This is a genomic window from Alteribacillus sp. HJP-4, from assembly GCF_042139015.1.
Taxonomy (GTDB): Bacteria; Bacillota; Bacilli; order Bacillales; family Marinococcaceae; genus JBHIKY01.
In genome coordinates this window covers 45,669-59,724 of record NZ_JBHIKY010000018.1, presented here as the reverse complement: position 1 = coordinate 59,724, position 14,056 = coordinate 45,669, and the positions used below count along the sequence as shown (strand labels likewise).

Below are 14,056 nucleotides of genomic sequence, written 5' to 3'. Positions count from 1 at the left end.
GAGGAGGTTATCGATGATTTATACGTGTGCAGCCCATGCAGAACGAGGACTTGACGATGCAATTGACAAGACAGGTGAGCCTCCAATAATGGAAAAAAAAAACAATATTTTATCCACAAAGTGTTGTTATTGTACGGATCAGTCTGTGTATAAAATTTATGGAATGGCAGAAGGACAGGTGTGAATATGTGGATAAATACTGTGGATAATTTTTTGAAAAGGGGATAATTGCAATTGTTGAATATTACCATTATTACAATTGGGAAAATAAAAGAAACCTATTTGAAACATGGAATCGAAGAATATAAAAAACGATTAAAAGGACATGCGAAATGTTCAATTGTGGAGCTGGCCGATGAAAAAACTCCTGAGATGGCCAGCACGAAAGAAAAGGAACAAATAAAACAAAAAGAAGGCGGGCGAATCCTTGCTAAAATACCAGCAGGATCTTATGTGATTGCGCTCGAACCAGGAGGAAAAATGTTATCGTCAGAAGAACTCGCTTCTAAAATAAGCGAGCTCGCTCTGCATGGGAAAAGCAGAATTACGTTTATCATTGGCGGATCACTTGGTTTAGACCAACGTATCTTAAATGAAAGTAACTTGTTATGGTCCTTTTCCCGACTGACATTTCCTCATCAGTTGATACGCCTCGTTTTAATGGAGCAGGTTTACCGTGCGTTTCAAATCAACGCAGGGAGTCCTTATCATAAATAAGATCTAAATAAAGTGAGTGCCTCTGATTTTCTTTATAATTCTGCTTTTTGATTCTCTTTTGAACGATATTTGCTGCGCCGTTTAATGCGGTAATATACATAATACGTCAACAGGCCGATAATCACGACAGTTATTATGTATTGAATGTTTTGAAACCAAGTATATACCGCTTCAATGTTTCCAAGTGAGCCGAGATAAAACATCAGCACGGCCACAGGAAGTACGCCTATAAAAGTAAAAAAAGCATAGCGAAGTGGAGAAATTCTACTAAAGGCCGCTACGTAGACTATATAACCCATTCCTAAAATTCGTCCTGCTGTAATCGTCCACTCCCTGTATTTGTCCATAAACTTCAACATTCGCTGGGCTCCTGCCGAGTTTACACGCTTTTGCAATAAATGATCGTACCTTAGAGAAAGCCAATATGGAATAAAAGCAACAGCTGTATAAGCCGCCGCCGATCCAAAACCTATAAACAGCCATGACCAGCCGCTGGGTTCCATGATGTATCCATAAACGAGAAAAACGATTGCTGCTGGAAACGGAACAGAAAGTGCTTCAATGCCAATTCCAATAAGCAGACCCCAAAATCCGAGCTGTTTTAACGTTTCTAATATTAGTTCCAGCATATGGTTTCTTCCTTTTACGACAATATTTTATTCTTTTAAGTATATAAGACTTAGGCAGCAATTGGCTATAAAAAACCTCGGATAAACTGAGCCAATCCCTGGAAGATCTGCACTAAATAAATAATGGTATGAATGAGAAAAAAGAAGGGAAAGAACTTTATACGAGAATTTTGTATTTTTGTGTTATTTTACATTAAGATGAATGAAGAAAGGTAAAGGAGCTGGAAGGATGAAGGTATGGAATGAAATGCTTGAACATGCAAAAACGTGGTCTATCGAAGCGGGGGATAAGCAGCTCGAACGCCTTGAGGGCCCGATGCATATGGAAAGTAAATCGTCTGCAATTGATTTAGTAACAGAAATGGACGTTTGGACAGAAAAATTTTTAACAGAAAAGATAAAAAAGCATTATCCAGATCACGTAATGAGAACCGAAGAAGGCGGCATGCATGAAGGAAATTCTGATTTCGAATGGATCATCGACCCGATTGACGGAACGGTTAATTATGCCCATGGTCTGCCGCATTTCAGTATTTCTATCGGCATTCGCTTTAAAGGCACAACTGTAGCAGGTATGGTGTATGCGCCGAAGCTGCAGGAAATGTACGAAGCAATTAAAGGCGGGGGTGCTTATTTAAATGAAAAAGCTATTACCGTATCTGAAACAAAAGCTTTAGACCGCGCAGTTGTCGGAACTGGATTTCCTTATGATAAAGGAACAGACCCCGATAATAATCTTACCCACTTTAATAATATTCTGCCAAAGATAGGCGGGATACGCCGGCTCGGAGGTGCTGCACTTGATCTCTCGCAAGTCGCCTGCGGGAGAATGGATGGTTATTGGGAAATAAAGCTCAACAGCTGGGATATTGAAGCTGGTTTATTAATACTGGAGGAAGCCGGTGGTGTAGCTGAAGTTGTCAAAGAAGAGAAAGGTCTTTTTGTAATATCAGGTTCACCTGAGATCTTCCCCCAGCTGAAAGCTCTTATTGAACGGTAAATTCGTTTCACATGAAACAATGCAGGAGGGGACAAGGTTGGAAGAAGAGTCAATAAAGCGATTTCAAGATATTCTAATACGTCACCGCAACCCAGATAACGCCGGCCCGATGCAGAAATATATGAAAAATCATTTTTCCTTTATTGGATTGAAGAGCCAGGAAAGACGAAACCTTACTTACCCCTTTTTACGCGAGCATGAATGGCATCGGCCCCCATTAAAAAAGGAGCTGCTGCGGAAGGTTTGGGGGCTGAAAGAACGGGAATATCAATATGCAGTAGTCGATGCCCTCGATCTTTACCAAAAACACCTGCAGGAAGAGGACATTGATTTTCTTATCTATTGCATTACGGAAAAACCCTGGTGGGACACAGTGGATCCGTTAGCCGCCAAGATCTGCGGCTCCTATTTTCAGGCTTATCCAGAACGTATTCCTGAATACACGGAAACATGGGTGACACATGAAAATAAATGGCTGCGGAGGACCGCGATTTTATTTCAATTAAAATATAAAGAATCTACTGATGAAGATCGGTTGTTTGATTATATCCGAAGTAATGCCGATCACAACGATTTCTTTATTCAAAAAGCGATCGGCTGGGCTCTGAGGGAATATTCGAAGACCGCTCCGGAATCTGTCGCTGATTTTATTGAAAAGGAAAAGCTGGCTCCGTTAAGCAGGAGAGAAGGGATGAAGCACATTCAAAGGGTGAGCAGACGTTGAATATTTTAAAAAATGACTGGAATTCATATGTTGGAAAAGAATTTTCAAAGCAGTATTACGTTGAGTTGAGGGATTTTCTAAAGAAAGAGTATCAAAAAGGTGACGTTTATCCGGATATGCATGATCTTTTCAATGCCCTCCATTACACCTCATATGAAAAAACAAAGGTAGTTATTTTAGGTCAGGATCCATACCATGGCCCCCATCAGGCACACGGCTTAAGCTTTTCCGTGCAGCCGGGGGTCAAAATACCGCCGTCTCTTCAAAATATACACAAAGAACTGAGCGAGGATATTGGCTGCGAGATTCCAGAGCATGGCAGTTTAACCAGCTGGGCTGAGCAGGGTGTACTGCTGCTTAATACAGTGCTTTCGGTGCGGGCAGGCCAGGCGGGATCTCATCAAAGTAAAGGCTGGGAGCATTTTACCCATGAAGTGATCAATCAAGTGAATAACAAAAAGGATGCAGTGGTATTTTTGTTATGGGGCCGTCATGCTCAGAATAAAGAAGAGCTGATTACGGAAAATCATCATCTGATTATTAAATCACCGCATCCCAGTCCTTTTTCCGCCCATAAAGGTTTTTTTGGAAGCAGGCCGTTTTCAAGAGCTAATCAATTCTTAAAAGAAGCGGGAAGGCCTGAGATTAATTGGTGCATTTCGAGAAGCTAAAGGAGGAAATGTCTTATGAATACGATACAAAACGCAGTAACAACACTTTCTAATGGTGTGAACATGCCATGGGCAGGTCTTGGTGTATACCAGGCAGAAGCTGGCGATGAAGTAAAGCTGGCTGTGAAAGAAGCCTTACAGGCTGGCTATAGAAGCATCGATACAGCCTCCTTTTATGACAACGAAGAGAGTGTAGGAGAAGCAATTCGTGAAAGCGATGTTCCCCGCGAAGAGATATTTATTACAACAAAAGCCTGGAACGACGAGCAGGGCTTTGAGAAAACACTTGAAGCGTTTGAACGTTCACGAAAGAAGCTTGGGGTTGAGATAGTCGATTTATATTTAATACACTGGCCGGTGCCGGGAAAATATAAAGAAACGTGGGGCGCGTTAGAAAAGCTGTATGAGGAAGGAAAAGTCCGGACCATCGGAGTAAGTAATTTCACCGATCAGCACCTTGAAAGTTTAAAAGAAACGGCAAAAGTATTTCCGATGGTAAATCAGGTGGAGTTCCATCCCCGTCTCTTTCAAAAAAGCCTCCTGGAATATTGCCAGAATGAAGGGGTCCAGCTGGAAGCGTGGCGGCCTCTGGGAAAAGGTGATCTGCTTGATCATGAAGTTATTCAAAAAATTGCAGAGAAGCATAACAAATCAACTGCACAAATATTAATCCGCTGGTGTCTCGAAAATAATGTAGTGACGATTCCTAAGTCGGTAACTCCTGAGCGGATCCGCTCGAATGCAGAAGTATTTGATTTCAGTCTGGACACGGAGGATCTGCAGGCGATCGATGGAATGAATGAAAATAAGCGTTACGGCTATCATCCGGATGAATTTCCGTATGAGGATATGTAATCATCTGTGCGAAAGGCGCCGGCTGGCGTCTTTCTTCAATGAGGCGACAGCCATTTCAGATAACTAGGAAATCGAGAGCCGTATTCGCTAACTTCAGCTGTGTGCTTGTATCGTCAGAAGCCGCCCGGCGCATCTGGATTTCTCTTTGGCTGGATGCCGGACAAGAGATCCGCTAATTCTTCAAAAAGCGGTATTTTCCATAGGTTGGCGGACATCAGGAGCTATGTGCCTGAAGAGCGGGGGAAAAGGCATAGTTTCGGCTGAGAGCGGAACATTACGCAGAAATTCTTCACAACTAACTGACCCCCAAAAGTTAGATTAGTTGATCTAACTTTTGGGGGTCACCTTAATTAGGGAACACTTTCTTCATTACTGGTTTATTCCCTGTCACTTTTCTCTATTAAAGCTGATAATAGCATTTCTTCATACTAATCCCAGCAAAGTCTGATCACACCTTTAATTTATTACTTCTGTTCGAGCCCCGCTTCAATCACATCTATAATCTGCGGATCATCCGGTTTCACGTCACTCTTAAAACTTGCCAGTACTTCCCCCTGCCGTGAAATAATGAATTTTTCAAAGTTCCAATCGACATTGCCCGCCGGATCGGTTTTGTCTATCAAATATTCATATAACGGATGCCGCTCTGGTCCTTTGGCATGAACCTTATCGAATATATCAAAGGTGACACCATAATTTGTCTCGCAGAATTCGGTGATTTCTTCTGTAGTACCGGGCTCCTGCCCTCCAAAATCGTTGGAAGGAAAGCCTAACACTTCAAAGCCGCGGTCCTGAAAACGCTCATATATTTCCTGCAGCTGTTCATACTGCGGAGTAAAGCCGCATTCGGAAGCGACATTTACGATGAGTAATACCTTTCCTTTGTACGACGCTAGATACTTATCCTTTCCTTCCGCTGTTTTTACTTTCATATCGTATAGTGCAGTCATTGTAACTCCTCCTGTAACTGATTAGTCTCTCGTGTTTTTCCTTTTTTTGTTCTTTTTCAAACAGGGAAATCAATAATGATACAATAGAAGAAGAAAAATATATTGCTGAATGTTGAAAGAAGGATATCTGAAATGAAGCTTGCGCATATTATATGTTTGGCGGCAGCGTTAGGAATTGGAGGTTTATTTAATGTTTTGAACCTTCCCGCAGGCTGGCTGCTTGGAGGATTAATTACTGGCATTATTTATGGATTGTTTATTAAACGATTGAATTTTGAGGGCTGGCCATTTCGGGCAACCCTTGCACTTGTCGGTGTAAATATTGGGTTTATGATGGAAAGCGAATTATTTTATCTGATCGGCCATTATTTCTTCCCTTTGCTCGTCACTTTAATTTTGACGCTGGCCGGAGGCGTGGGAATTGGATGGCTGATGAATCATTGGACGAATCTTGATCCGCTGACCGCATATTTTTGCTGTGTCCCTGGAGGCGCTTCGGAAGTTATCGCGCTAAGCAGTGATTACGGTGCGGATAATAGAATGGTAGCTGCTTTCCATACAGCACGGATTACTTTTTTTGTTCTCTCCATTCCTTTTCTTGTCGGCTTCTTTTACCCGGATGGAATGCGGGTAGCAGCAAGCGGGACCGAAACAGCTGTGGTGACGGCGGGCACGATGATAGGATTCGGTACTGCAATGGTAGTGACTCTTATCGTATATAGATTTTTGAAAATTCCAGCCGGCACTTTGTTTTATGGAATTATTACAGGATTTATTATTAGTGAATGGGTGCTGGGAGCAAACGCCTCTCTTCCTTCATATATAGGAGGAATCGGGCAGGCATTTATTGGTGTAATGGTCGGAATCCGCTTTGACCGCCCTACCTTAATTAAGCTCAAAGAAATTGGAAAGCCAAGTGCTGCTCTGCTTGGCATTTATTTTTTGTTCAGCCTGTCTCTTGCGTTAATTTTTGAATGGCTGACGAATCTCCCGTATGTTACGAGTCTATTGAGTACTGTCCCTGCGGGGGCGGCTGAAATGAGTTCCACAGCGATAGCTCTTCAGCTTGAGCCAACTCTCGTCTCAAGTCTTCATATTATACGGGTTATGGTACTTATGCTCTTTTTACCTCTTCTCGTACATGTCATCAAAAAGGCAGCCATTAACCAGAAGCCATAGTGCTTCTGGTTTTTTAAAAGAGAAGAAAATATGGATTTTGCTGATTTCATCCCTGCAGGCGGCCGCTTTCCGTTCTTCAATCGAAGAATAATAACCATAAGGGTGACATTGAATTTCTCGTATTGAAATTAATACAAGTCAAAGAATGACCGTACGCAGAAGCTTGGACAAATAAAAATAGCATCTTAAAAGACGAATATTAATTTCTTTGGATGAGAAATCAGGTCATTGGCGTAGTCAAAATGCGTAGACTCCTGTGGGAACAGCACGAGTCTCAAGACTCTCAGGCAGTGTTCTTTCTGCCGAGGAGGCTTGAGCCGTGCCCGCGGAAAGCGAAGCGTTTTGACGGAGCATTTTATGAAAATTCATGGGTAACAAACAATCCAGCAACCTTCCCACGACGCACAGGACGAGCTAGTGTCGATGTTGGCCACAGGACCTGGTTTTTCTTAATAGGGCTGTCGGTTGACCATTAAATTTAAATACTATGTTAGATTATCTTACGTAAATGTAGAAACCTATGCAAATCCATGTAAAATGTAATTAACGCTAGATGTTAACTAAGTTGACATAAAGAAATAAGAGAGGGGAGAAACAAATAAACATGGATGCAGAATTTCTCATGAATAATTTATGGATCATGATCGCATTTATTCTAGTTGTTTTAATGCAGGGTGGATTTATTCTTTTGGAGGCCGGCTCGACGCGAATGAAAAACGCGGGTCATATTGCCGGGAAAACGATCTTTACATTAGGAATCGCATCGCTTGTCTTTTGGGCAGTAGGGTATGGATTTATTTATGGATCCAGTGCAGGTGGATTTATTGGTCTGTCTGATTTCTTCTTTGGAGATTATGAAACTATGTTTGACGGTTTATCCGGCTCGGTTGATTTCATCTTCCAGCTGGCCTTTGCAGCAATTGCATTGACCATTGCGTTCGGCGGCTTTGCTGAACGGGCGAAGCTCGGTGCCTACATCGTATTTGCAGTATTATTTTCCGCATTTGTTTATCCAATTGTCGCGCACTGGGTATGGGGCGCAGGCTGGATCGGTGAGCTTGGGAAACAAGACTTCGCAGGTTCTACGGTTGTTCACTTAACAGGAGCAATGGCAGCCTTTGCTGCAACAGTTCTATTAAAGCCTCGTATTGGTAAGTACAACAAAGATGGTTCTCCAAATGAGCTTGCCGGACACAACCAGGTGTTTACAGCATTAGGTGTGCTGCTTCTGTGGGTAGGCTGGTTTGGTTTTAACGCAGGTAGTACGTTTGGAGTTGCAGATTCCTTCTTCGGTTTTGTTGCTTTGAACACACAGCTGGCCGCAGCAGCAGGAGCCGTAGCAGCGCTGTTAGTTGCCTGGGCTGTTATTGGCAAACCGGACGTGCCGACCATGTTAAACGGCGCACTTGCAGGGCTGGTTGCCATTACTGCTTCATGTGCCTTCGTTGAGCCATGGGCAGCAGTAGTAATCGGTGTTATTGGCGGAATTCTCGTATTTTACAGCATGAAGCTATTTGAAAAACTTGGTGTCGATGATCCAATTTTCGCCCTGTCCGTGCACGGTGCAGCTGGTGTGTGGGGCACTCTTTCTACCGGATTTTTCGCTACTCCTGAATTGGCTGAAATGAATGGAGGCCAGGCCGGCCTGTTCTATGGTGGAGGTCTTGCTCAGCTCGGAGTTCAGGCAATCAGTGTGGTTGCCTGCGGATTGTTTGCCTTTATCGCTTCGTATGTGCTGCTTTTAATTACTAAATCAATTGTTGGAGGACTTCGCGTATCGGAGGAAGAAGAGATTATGGGACTCGATATTAGTGAGCATGGAAGTTATGGTTATCCGGAAAATGTAACCTCGACAACTTCTTCGTCTCCTAAATCAAATGAAATTACGGGAGCGTAATACGATGAAACCATTATCTTCAAGATCCGGGGAAAATGAAGAAACTTTCCCCGATCCTTCTTTTTCTTCCTATGAAGAAATTAAACAAAAAAGAGAGCAGGAAATGAAGGGAGCTGCGGATAACACCGAAAAGCTAAATGATGCCCATGACCGGTGGATTTTAGAATCGGCCGCTCTCGCCCTTCAAATTACCGAAAGTGAGCGGGGAAAAGCCCCTGCTCACTTTGCTTTCTTTCTAATGGGAAGTGCCGGCAGACAGGAGCAGGCAATTTGGAGCGACCAGGATCATGGCATCATTTTTGAAGGCAGTGATGCGGAGTATCAGAGCTATTTTCTAAAGCTTGGAGAAGAGATCCGGGAAGGAATGGCTCATGTAGGTTATCCCCGCTGTGAAGGAAAAGTGATGGCATCGCATCCCCGCTGGTGCCACGGAGTAGAAGACTGGAAGCAGCAGATTGATGATTGGATTGAAAAGGATAAGTGGGAAACGCTGCGGCATCTGCTTACTTTTATTGACGCAAGAGCGCTTGCCGGAAAGGCCTCTTTATTAAAAAGTTTAAAAGATCATGTATTTCAGCATGCCGATAAGGAGCCGGTACTTTTAAAAAGATTATCTGAAAATACCTCTTATCTGCACCGCGGAACGAATGCATTTGGTAAGCTGCTTCCTGAAGAAAAAGGGCCATATACCGGTTATATTCACATCAAGGATGTCGGATTGTTTCCGTATGTCCACGCGGCAAGGCTTCTCGCCATTAAAGAGCAGATTTATTCGGTGTCTACCTCGGAACGGCTTGGTCAGCTCGAAACGGCCCATCCTTATCTAAAAGGGAAAGTAGCAGCTTTTCAAAAACTGCTCGAATTACGCTCGTCTTTTACGAATACTCAGGAATCGTATGAAGATGTCCATTATATTCCTGTTAACAAATTATCAAAGACCGAAAAAAATGAACTAAAGCATGCTTTGAAAGAAGGAAAACACCTTTTTCAGCAAACGAAAAAATTAGCAGAATCAGGTGAAAAGTAATGGCAATGAATCAAATGTTTCAATGGATGCGCCAGGTATCAGGCAAGCTGGGGGGACCGCTTGACCAGACAAACCCCCAGCATATGTCTTTTTACCGGCAGCTGCAAAAGGATCTAAAAGCAGAACAGCCGTTGACCAAATCATTGAATGAGCTTGATATCACTGTTCTCGACCTGGAAACTTCCGGATTTTACCCGGACGGAGGAGACAAAATACTGTCGATCGGCGCTGTAAAAATTCGAGAAGGCAGGGTGAATAAAGAAGAGACTTATTATTCTCCTGTGTGCGAACCGGATGCTTTATCGGAAGAGGTGGCCTCTCTGACCGGCTTAACCAAAGAAGAGTTAAAAGGAGCCCCGGAGCTTTCCGACGTCCTGAAGGAATTTTATGAGTTTATTCAGACGGATTTACTTGTAGCCCATCATGCAAGACATGAAAAGAAATTTTTGCAGCATGCTTCCTATCAAGCGATCGGAGTCCAATTTCAACACCGCCTGCTCGATACATCTTTTCTTTTACGAATTGCCGCTCCAGATCTTCCGGTAAGCAATCTTGATGATTGCTGCGGTTACTACAGCATTCCGATCAAACACCGTCATCATGCTCTTGGCGATGCACTCGTCACTGCAGATTTGTGGGCAAAAACACAACAGGAAGTTATTAAGCGGGGGTTTGAGACCCTCCAGGATATATATGCCTATCTAAACAGCCAAAACAAGTAATCATAAGAGCATTTTATTCTGGAAAAGGAGGAGGGCGAGTTGAAAGGTAATATTCCCCGCCATACAGCATGTTTTCCTATCAGCGTTGTTCAAGAGCTGACATCATTATCTGCCAGGCAGATTAGATATTATGAAGAGCAGGGGTTAATTAAGCCAAAAAGAAATCAGGGAAACCAGCGGCTTTTTTCATTGGCGGATATAGATCAATGTGCAGAAATAAAAGAATTAATTGACAGAGGACTGAATATGGCTGGCATTAAGACAGTTCTTTCAGCACGGGAAGAAACGAAAACCATCCACTCCAAACCGGAAAATAGTTCGTTAAAGAACGCCGACATAAAAAAACTCCGGCCGCATTTAAATAAATATAAGAAACCAGAAAACGGAGTGTAAATATTTACAATTTGATGACATTCAATAAACATTCGTTTAGGGTAAAAATAGAACGGGAACACTTCCAATTAACTGGAGGTGTTACCGATGGCATATATCATCATTGATGATTTGCAGATTCCTGCTAAAAAATATGATTCTGAAGCTGATGCTAAGCAGGAAGCATCTGACAATGAACTAGTTGTCAAAGACAATGATGGGCACTTTTGGGTAGTAGAAGAAGAAGAATATTCAAAAATTGAAGCATACGGTTACACAGTGATAGAGAAATAATTAAAAAAACCTGGATACTGGTCTGCCGACCGGCATCCGGGTTTTTCTATAGATAAATACAGGTTTATAATGAACATTTCGGTAACTTATGGTACATTTGATTTATTACGGATGTCGAAATAAATCAGAGGGGATGAATGAGCAAGACATTATCTAAACGGTGGGATCTTGACTCCCTTTTTAAAGGCGGAAGCAGCTCAGAAGAACTTAAGAAATTTGTACATCAATTACATAATGATTTATCGGTATTGGAAGAAAAGCTTGTCGCTGCTGTTGTCCCGGAAACAAATGAGCAGATGGAGGAGTGGGCGGCTCTGCTGCTGGAGCTGCAGGGGCTGATGGCAAGAATGCAGGAAGCGGGCTCCTTTGCAGGGTGCTTGACCGCTGAAAACGTCCATGATGAGAAAGCAAAACAATGGCAGGCCAATCTTAAGCCATATCGTATCCGTATCGGTGCATGTATGACTCAGATGGAAGATCACATCTCTGAAATGACAGAGGAAACATTTGAAGCACTCTTGAAGCTGGAAGCACTGGAAGGACTCACTTTTTACATCCGTGAAAAAAGAGAGTGGACGGAGGATAAGCTTTCTTCAGAGCAAGAAAAGCTCGCAAACGCCCTCGCCCAGGACGGGTACCACGGCTGGGGCGAAATGTATAACACCATTGTCAGCTCATTAAAGATTCCTTTCGACGAAAATGGCGAAACGAAGCAGCTGTCCGCAGGACAGGCACAGAATAAGCTGGAAAGCTCCCACCGTCCTACAAGAGTGAAAATGTTCGAGGAATGGGAGAAGGCGTGGAGCAGCCGTGCAGACTTGTTTGCTGAAACGCTCAATCATTTGTCCGGGTTTCGATTGAGCTTATATGAAAAACGAGGCTGGGAAGACCCGTTAAAAGAACCGCTGATGATTAATAGAATGTCTAAAGATACATTGGATGCGATGTGGGGCGCCATTGAGGATATGAAAGCAGATCTGATACCGTACATGCGCCGCAAAGCGGAGCTGATTGGCGTCGATCAGCTTGAATGGCATGATGTCCACGCTCCCATCGGAGAAATTTCGGACTTTATTTCTTATGAAGACGGGGCTGAGACAATTTCGCAGCAGTTTGCAGCCTTTAGTCCCAAGCTTTCTACATTTACAGACATGGCATTTCAAAAAAACTGGATTGAAGCGGAAGACCGCGAAAATAAACGGCCGGGAGGGTTCTGCACGACCCTTCCTGTATCGGATGAAACAAGAATTTTTATGACCTATGAAGGAACACCTTCCAATCTTGCCACACTTGCGCATGAGCTGGGCCATGCCTATCATCAATACGCGATGAAGGGCCTCCCATACTTTGCAACGAAGTATGCGATGAATGTGGCTGAAACAGCGTCAACATTTGCAGAACAGATTGTGGCGGACGCGTCTATCGAAAATGCTTCTTCTAAGGAAGAAGAGATTTCACTGCTCGATGCGAAGCTCAACCGCGGGCTGGCCTTCTTCATGAATTTACATTCCCGTTTTCTTTTTGAAACGAGATTTTATGAAGCAAGAAAAGATGGCTGGCTGACGGCTTCGGAAATAAGTGAGCTTATGGTGGAAGCACAGAAAGAGGCTTACTGTGGAGAGCTTGCTTCCTATCATCCGCATTTCTGGGCGGCAAAGCTTCATTTTCACACCACAAACGTTCCTTTTTATAATTTCCCATACACGTTTGGTTATTTGTTCAGTATGGGAATTTACGCACGAGCGAAGGAGGAAGGGGAGTCGTTTGAAAACAAGTACGTAGCTCTTCTCCGCGATACAGCAAGCATGAGCGTCGAGGATCTCGCTGAAAAGCATTTACAGAAAGACCTTACACAACAAGATTTTTGGAAACAGGCAGCGCGGTCCTTATTGAATGACACAAAAAGATTTCTTGAATTAACGAAATAAGTATAAGAGAGTCGAATTTCTGAGTAGATGCAGAAATTTGGCTCTTTTTATTGAATTCGTTTGGTATTAGTACCTTCGTTTTTAGAGTGAATCCACATTGTGATATAATCAAAAAAGTAAATTTACTAAGGTAAAAGGGCAGGTGAAGCACATATGGATATTTCCGCCCAAACGTTAATTGAAAAAATGGAAGAAGAACTTATGCAGCTTGCAGAACAGGCCGAAGATGATAATGAAATGAAGGTCAAAGACCACGCCAGGGTATTAAAGGCTTATTGCGAGGTGCTGCTATCTTCAGGCGGGGGCAAACAGGCGTCTGTCCCTGCAGAAAGAACCCGGCAGCTGAACACGCATATGCAGGCGCCTGCCTACGAAGCACCAGTAAAAGCGGTGAAAGAACCAAAGAAAAATGAAATCCCTTCAACTAGTGGAAATCTGCTTGATTTTTAGGACATCATTATTGCAAAAGAGAGGGAATTGATATGTGGAAGCTATTTGTCATATTAGGAGCAATTAACGCAGCTGCAGCGGTTGGTTTTGGTGCCTTCGGGGCACATGGTCTGGAGGGAAAGCTGTCAGAACGATTAATGGAGGTCTACCAGACAGCAGTACAATATCACATCATGCACGCCCTTGGCCTTCTTGCAATTGGACTCGCAGCAGCATACGCAGGAAGCTCAGCATCGCTTGGATGGGCAGGCGGGCTTTTATTTACAGGTATCATTATTTTTTCCGGAAGTTTGTATACAATGGCTTTTACAGGTATCTCCTGGCTCGGCGCCATTACACCAATTGGCGGGACTGCATTTATCGCAGGCTGGGTAATGCTCGTTGTGGCTGTGCTAAAAGCCTAAGCTTCTAGTGGTATCTGCAAATAAGGAGGCTGGGACAGGAACAGCTGATTCTGTGGACATTGTGCAGTTAATGGCTCCAAACAGCCTCTTTTTTTTGGATTTGCCGGACATGAGTTCCGCTATCGGCCGAAAAACAAGCCCAAAACCCCGCCATACAGGCAAATAACATACCTGATGTCGGCTTCATCCTGGGAGAAGTCCAGAAGCACAAGGAGTCAACTCCGAGCAGCGGATAGT

Annotated in this window: 18 protein-coding genes; 16 read left to right on the top strand and 2 right to left on the bottom strand. The window is 43.4% G+C overall.

Annotated features, from left to right (window positions below; genetic code table 11):
- Positions 1-13 precede the first annotated feature (13 nt).
- Both ACE4RR_RS15585 and rlmH read left to right on the top strand, forming a co-directional pair.
- Positions 14-184, top strand: coding sequence for a CxxH/CxxC protein (locus tag ACE4RR_RS15585; RefSeq protein WP_375536359.1), 171 nt, complete (start codon positions 14-16; stop codon positions 182-184).
- A gap of 53 nt (positions 185-237) precedes the next feature.
- A complete protein-coding gene (gene rlmH / locus ACE4RR_RS15580; protein WP_375536372.1) occupies positions 238-717 on the top strand; it encodes a 23S rRNA (pseudouridine(1915)-N(3))-methyltransferase RlmH in 480 nt (159 codons plus the stop codon).
- A 32-nt stretch (positions 718-749) separates the two neighbouring features.
- Here rlmH and ACE4RR_RS15575 read toward each other — a convergent pair whose 3' ends face one another.
- Entirely contained in the window at positions 750-1,346 is a 597-nt protein-coding gene (locus ACE4RR_RS15575; protein ID WP_375536358.1) for a DedA family protein, read from the bottom strand.
- A gap of 229 nt (positions 1,347-1,575) precedes the next feature.
- On the opposite strand from ACE4RR_RS15575, the gene ACE4RR_RS15570 reads away from it, so the two are divergent.
- From ACE4RR_RS15570 to ACE4RR_RS15555, 4 genes are read left to right on the top strand one after another with little or no spacing between them, the layout of a single operon-like run.
- Positions 1,576-2,346 (top strand): inositol monophosphatase family protein, encoded by a 771-nt coding sequence (locus ACE4RR_RS15570; RefSeq protein ID WP_375536357.1) that lies wholly within the window; start codon positions 1,576-1,578, stop codon positions 2,344-2,346.
- 37 nt (positions 2,347-2,383) lie between these two features.
- Positions 2,384-3,070: a DNA alkylation repair protein gene (locus tag ACE4RR_RS15565; RefSeq protein WP_375536356.1), complete on the top strand. Its 687-nt coding sequence runs from the start codon at positions 2,384-2,386 to the stop codon at positions 3,068-3,070.
- On the top strand, positions 3,067-3,741 hold the full coding sequence (locus tag ACE4RR_RS15560; protein ID WP_375536355.1) for a uracil-DNA glycosylase: 675 nt from the start codon (positions 3,067-3,069) through the stop codon (positions 3,739-3,741). Before ACE4RR_RS15565 ends, ACE4RR_RS15560 begins: the two co-directional genes overlap by 4 nt.
- Before the next feature lie 15 nt (positions 3,742-3,756).
- Entirely contained in the window at positions 3,757-4,596 is an 840-nt protein-coding gene (locus ACE4RR_RS15555; protein WP_375536354.1) for an aldo/keto reductase, read from the top strand.
- Positions 4,597-5,060: 464 nt separating this feature from the next.
- Here ACE4RR_RS15555 and ACE4RR_RS15550 read toward each other — a convergent pair whose 3' ends face one another.
- Positions 5,061-5,546 (bottom strand): glutathione peroxidase, encoded by a 486-nt coding sequence (locus tag ACE4RR_RS15550; RefSeq protein ID WP_375536353.1) that lies wholly within the window; start codon positions 5,544-5,546, stop codon positions 5,061-5,063.
- Positions 5,547-5,678: 132 nt separating this feature from the next.
- Here ACE4RR_RS15550 and ACE4RR_RS15545 point away from each other — a divergent pair, with 132 nt between their 5' ends.
- The 10 genes from ACE4RR_RS15545 (at position 5,679) to ACE4RR_RS15500 (ending at position 13,819) form a co-directional block, all read left to right on the top strand.
- The gene (locus tag ACE4RR_RS15545; protein ID WP_375536352.1) at positions 5,679-6,725 is read left to right on the top strand and encodes an AbrB family transcriptional regulator; all 1,047 of its coding nucleotides are present in this window, start codon (positions 5,679-5,681) and stop codon (positions 6,723-6,725) included.
- 242 nt (positions 6,726-6,967) lie between these two features.
- Positions 6,968-7,201 (top strand): hypothetical protein, encoded by a 234-nt coding sequence (locus tag ACE4RR_RS15540; RefSeq protein ID WP_375536351.1) that lies wholly within the window; start codon positions 6,968-6,970, stop codon positions 7,199-7,201.
- Positions 7,202-7,329: 128 nt separating this feature from the next.
- Entirely contained in the window at positions 7,330-8,622 is a 1,293-nt protein-coding gene (locus tag ACE4RR_RS15535) for an ammonium transporter (RefSeq protein WP_375536350.1), read from the top strand.
- 4 nt (positions 8,623-8,626) lie between these two features.
- Positions 8,627-9,649, top strand: a complete 1,023-nt coding sequence (locus ACE4RR_RS15530; protein WP_375536349.1) for a DUF294 nucleotidyltransferase-like domain-containing protein — start codon at positions 8,627-8,629, stop codon at positions 9,647-9,649.
- A complete protein-coding gene (locus ACE4RR_RS15525; protein WP_375536348.1) occupies positions 9,649-10,371 on the top strand; it encodes an exonuclease domain-containing protein in 723 nt (240 codons plus the stop codon). The genes ACE4RR_RS15530 and ACE4RR_RS15525 overlap by 1 nt, the downstream gene beginning before the upstream one ends.
- A gap of 39 nt (positions 10,372-10,410) precedes the next feature.
- On the top strand, positions 10,411-10,764 hold the full coding sequence (locus ACE4RR_RS15520; protein ID WP_375536347.1) for a MerR family transcriptional regulator: 354 nt from the start codon (positions 10,411-10,413) through the stop codon (positions 10,762-10,764).
- 87 nt (positions 10,765-10,851) lie between these two features.
- On the top strand, positions 10,852-11,037 hold the full coding sequence (locus ACE4RR_RS15515; protein WP_375536346.1) for a hypothetical protein: 186 nt from the start codon (positions 10,852-10,854) through the stop codon (positions 11,035-11,037).
- Between the two features lie 137 nt (positions 11,038-11,174).
- Positions 11,175-12,965: a M3 family oligoendopeptidase gene (locus ACE4RR_RS15510; RefSeq protein ID WP_375536345.1), complete on the top strand. Its 1,791-nt coding sequence runs from the start codon at positions 11,175-11,177 to the stop codon at positions 12,963-12,965.
- Between the two features lie 153 nt (positions 12,966-13,118).
- On the top strand, positions 13,119-13,415 hold the full coding sequence (locus ACE4RR_RS15505; RefSeq protein ID WP_375536344.1) for a YwdI family protein: 297 nt from the start codon (positions 13,119-13,121) through the stop codon (positions 13,413-13,415).
- A gap of 32 nt (positions 13,416-13,447) precedes the next feature.
- Complete coding sequence (locus tag ACE4RR_RS15500; protein ID WP_375536343.1) at positions 13,448-13,819, top strand: DUF423 domain-containing protein; 372 nt, start codon at positions 13,448-13,450, stop codon at positions 13,817-13,819.
- Positions 13,820-14,056 lie beyond the last annotated feature (237 nt).

What these genes read in the sequence shown, in the direction of transcription:
- ACE4RR_RS15585 (WP_375536359.1), top strand. Translation starts at nt 14, where the DNA reads ATGATTTATACGTGTGCAGCCCATGCAGAACGAGGACTTGACGATGCA.
- ACE4RR_RS15575 (WP_375536358.1), bottom strand. Translation starts at nt 1,346, where the DNA reads ATGCTGGAACTAATATTAGAAACGTTAAAACAGCTCGGATTTTGGGGT.
- ACE4RR_RS15570 (WP_375536357.1), top strand. Translation starts at nt 1,576, where the DNA reads ATGAAGGTATGGAATGAAATGCTTGAACATGCAAAAACGTGGTCTATC.
- ACE4RR_RS15555 (WP_375536354.1), top strand. Translation starts at nt 3,757, where the DNA reads ATGAATACGATACAAAACGCAGTAACAACACTTTCTAATGGTGTGAAC.
- ACE4RR_RS15550 (WP_375536353.1), bottom strand. Translation starts at nt 5,546, where the DNA reads ATGACTGCACTATACGATATGAAAGTAAAAACAGCGGAAGGAAAGGAT.
- ACE4RR_RS15545 (WP_375536352.1), top strand. Translation starts at nt 5,679, where the DNA reads ATGAAGCTTGCGCATATTATATGTTTGGCGGCAGCGTTAGGAATTGGA.
- ACE4RR_RS15540 (WP_375536351.1), top strand. Translation starts at nt 6,968, where the DNA reads ATGCGTAGACTCCTGTGGGAACAGCACGAGTCTCAAGACTCTCAGGCA.
- ACE4RR_RS15535 (WP_375536350.1), top strand. Translation starts at nt 7,330, where the DNA reads ATGGATGCAGAATTTCTCATGAATAATTTATGGATCATGATCGCATTT.
- ACE4RR_RS15530 (WP_375536349.1), top strand. Translation starts at nt 8,627, where the DNA reads ATGAAACCATTATCTTCAAGATCCGGGGAAAATGAAGAAACTTTCCCC.
- ACE4RR_RS15525 (WP_375536348.1), top strand. Translation starts at nt 9,649, where the DNA reads ATGGCAATGAATCAAATGTTTCAATGGATGCGCCAGGTATCAGGCAAG.
- ACE4RR_RS15515 (WP_375536346.1), top strand. Translation starts at nt 10,852, where the DNA reads ATGGCATATATCATCATTGATGATTTGCAGATTCCTGCTAAAAAATAT.
- ACE4RR_RS15510 (WP_375536345.1), top strand. Translation starts at nt 11,175, where the DNA reads ATGAGCAAGACATTATCTAAACGGTGGGATCTTGACTCCCTTTTTAAA.
- ACE4RR_RS15505 (WP_375536344.1), top strand. Translation starts at nt 13,119, where the DNA reads ATGGATATTTCCGCCCAAACGTTAATTGAAAAAATGGAAGAAGAACTT.
- ACE4RR_RS15500 (WP_375536343.1), top strand. Translation starts at nt 13,448, where the DNA reads ATGTGGAAGCTATTTGTCATATTAGGAGCAATTAACGCAGCTGCAGCG.